Annotated in this window: 1 protein-coding gene; it reads right to left on the reverse strand. The window is 67.7% G+C overall.

Features of this window, described 5'->3' with window-relative positions:
* Nucleotides 1-2,660: FG-GAP repeat domain-containing protein (locus Dsi01nite_RS56655; RefSeq protein WP_203854845.1), on the reverse strand; the 2,660-nt coding region annotated here is incomplete at its 3' end.
* Between the last annotated feature and the right edge of the window lie 135 nt (nt 2,661-2,795).

A 2,795-nucleotide genomic window follows, 5' to 3' on the forward strand; every position in this document is an offset into this window, starting at 1 on the left:
GTCTGCGCGGCTCCGTTGGACTGGTAGACCAGCGCTGACATGGTGTCGACGGCGTCGGCCTTCATGAACGTGACGTCGGTGTCGCCGTCGGCGTCGAGGTCGGCGCCGACCGGGGTGGAGGTGGTGATGTTGAGTGCCGGCATGCTCGCCCATTGCGTCGCGGTGTACTGGGCCGAGCCGGGGTTCTGCTTCCACACCCAGATGGTTGAGCCGTTGCCGGTCAGGTCGCCGCGGGCGGCCGCGACGTCGGCTTTGCCGTCGCCGTCGAAGTCGCCGGGCATGAACCGCAGGTTGGCGATGTTCCACAGTGGATCGACCGGCGTGGACGGGCTGGTCCAGACCGGGTCCTGCAGGATGTCGAAGCGGTTGCCGCGGGCGGTCAGCAGGTACATGCGGATCAGCCGGTCGGGGTCCTGCCGGAACAGCGCGTGGTCGGACAGTCCGTCCGGCGCTCCGGCGGGGCCGGTGAAGTCGCCGGTGACGAAGCGCATCGTGACGAACGAGGAGCCGTCGCGGCCGGTGTCCCAACCGACGGTCTGGGTGGAGAAGTCGAGGTTGTTGTCGACGTCGAGGCCGTTGGAGGTCAGTGTCCAGGCCCGTAGCCGGTCGCCGCCGGCGTCGATGATCGCTGAGATGTCGCCCTTGCCGTCGCCGTTGACGTCGCCGCGTTTCTTCGGCGGCACGGCACCGTTGTCGTTCGCCATCAGTTGGTACGGGTTGGTGGTGGTGATGCTCTGGTTGCCGGCGAAGTCCTCGGAGCGTACGTACAGTTCGCTGCTGGCGTAGCCGGTGTCGGGGTCGGTCCACAGGGTGACCGGGATGGTGGCGTTGCCGGTGCTGTCGGCGGGTACCCACCCGGTCAGTTTGTCCGCGGCGAACCCGTAGGCGTAGCCGGCGATGTCGGTGTCGGCGGGTGCGTGTTTGAGCAGCACGCTGCCGGTCTGGCCGACGTCCTTGACCGGGTCGCCGTCGGGGAAGTCGGTGCTGCTGATCGTCGGCACCGACGGTCCGGTGGTGTCGATGATGAAGTAGCAGCGGTTGCTCCATGGGCTGTTGCCGACCCCGTCGCCGGTGCGGGCCCGGTAGGAGTAGACCGTGTTGGCCGTCAGGATCCCGGCCGGGGTGGCCGGCCAGGAGATCGCGGAGCCGTTGGCCACGCCGACGGTGCTGGTGCTGTGTTGCACGGTTTCGGTGTTGCCCAGCAGCACCTGCAGGTCACCGTGGACGGTGTTGGCGTCGCTGTCCAGGAGCAGGGCGCTGAACTTCGTGTTCTGCATCGCTGCGGGCAGCCGGGTCGGTTTGCTCTCCGGGCCGCACGTGGTCGCTGGGACGGTGTTGAGTTCCTGGGGCACGTCGGGGGTGGTGTTGTATTCGAAGGTCAGGGCTGCGGTCCATGGGTGGAACTGCTTCCATTGCAGTTTCTGGCTTTCGTCGACGGCTTTGATGCCGAAGGTGATCTGGGCGCCGAACTCGCCGTTGGCGGCGCGCTGCATGTGCTGGCGGACCAGTGGGTAGTCGTTGCCGCCCATCCACATCGTCATGTCGGGTGCTGCCTGGCCGCCGCAGCCGGTGTCCTCGTTGGCGTGGCCCCAGCCGTTGGCGATGTGCGTCGCCCAGATGTTGCTGCCGCTGGAGTTGTTCCAGGTGACCGACGCGGCCGAGCTGACGTTGTTGGTGCCGTACAGCATCACCTGGGTGTCGCCGCAGCTGGCGGAGTGGTCGAGGGTGATCGAGAACGCCGCGTTGGTGAGCTGTTTGCCGGCGAGGTTGCTCACGCCGAACAGGAAGTAGGACCGCCACGGCGTTTTCGTGGTGGCGTAGCCGGAGTAGCCGACCTTGGCCCGGTCCCGGTCGGTCGTCCAGTAGGAGGAGTCGCCGTTGGCCTTGTTGATGTGTGTCCAGTTGCCGTTGTTGGTGACGTTGCCGGACGGGTCGATGTATACGGGGAAGTTGAGGTCGGTGCGGGCCAGCATCGCCTGGTCGGGCTCGATCGACAGCTGGTCCTTGCCGAGCACCGAGCGCATCGTGGCGTGGTGGGCTGGTTCGACGAGCTCCGCCTCCCACGTGCTCAGCCCGGTCGGGATGACCGGCTCGTCCCACATGATCGGTGCGTCGCTGATGAGGACCGACCTGCCGTCGCGGTCGACGAGGTTGAAGCCGCCGTCCGCCGCCGAGGTGATCTTCAGGTCGCTGGTGCGCAGCCCGAAGGTGAGCTTGCGCAGCGCCGGGTTGTCGGCCGCGGCCCGGTTCTTGACCACGAAGACCTTGCTGAACCCTTCGCGCTGGGCGGTGAGCCGCAGGTCGACGCCGGGCAGCAGGTCGGCATAGGTGGCGTTGGGCCCGTCGAGGGTCGGCTTCGGCACGGCTGTCGGCCAGGTCAGCGCGAACGTGCCGCCGATGCCCTTGATCGTGAGCAGGTCGCCCTTGCCGCCGCCGGAGAAGCTGACGTCGACGGTGGTGGCCTTCGGCCGCACCACGCCGTTCGCGTCGCGGACCAGCGTGGTGTCGATGTCGGCCCACTTGCCGTCCTGCTTGACGCGCACCGGAGCGGCGAACTCCTTGGTGGTGTAGGTGCCGGACGGGTTGATGAAGGTCTGCGCCGTCGCGGTGCGACGTTGCGCCACCTCGACGGGATTGTTGGTGAACTTCGCCTCACTCAACAGGGCAGCGAGCGAGACGTTCTCCGTGGTAACTGCCGGGTCCTGGGCGGTGCCCGAACCGTTTGCTTCCGAACCACCCCCGGCGGCGCCGGCGGCGTCCGCGGTGATGTCGGTTGACTGCTGAGCGTGACGGCC

Source organism: Dactylosporangium siamense (genome assembly GCF_016862795.1).
GTDB lineage: Bacteria > Actinomycetota > Actinomycetes > Mycobacteriales > Micromonosporaceae > Dactylosporangium > Dactylosporangium siamense.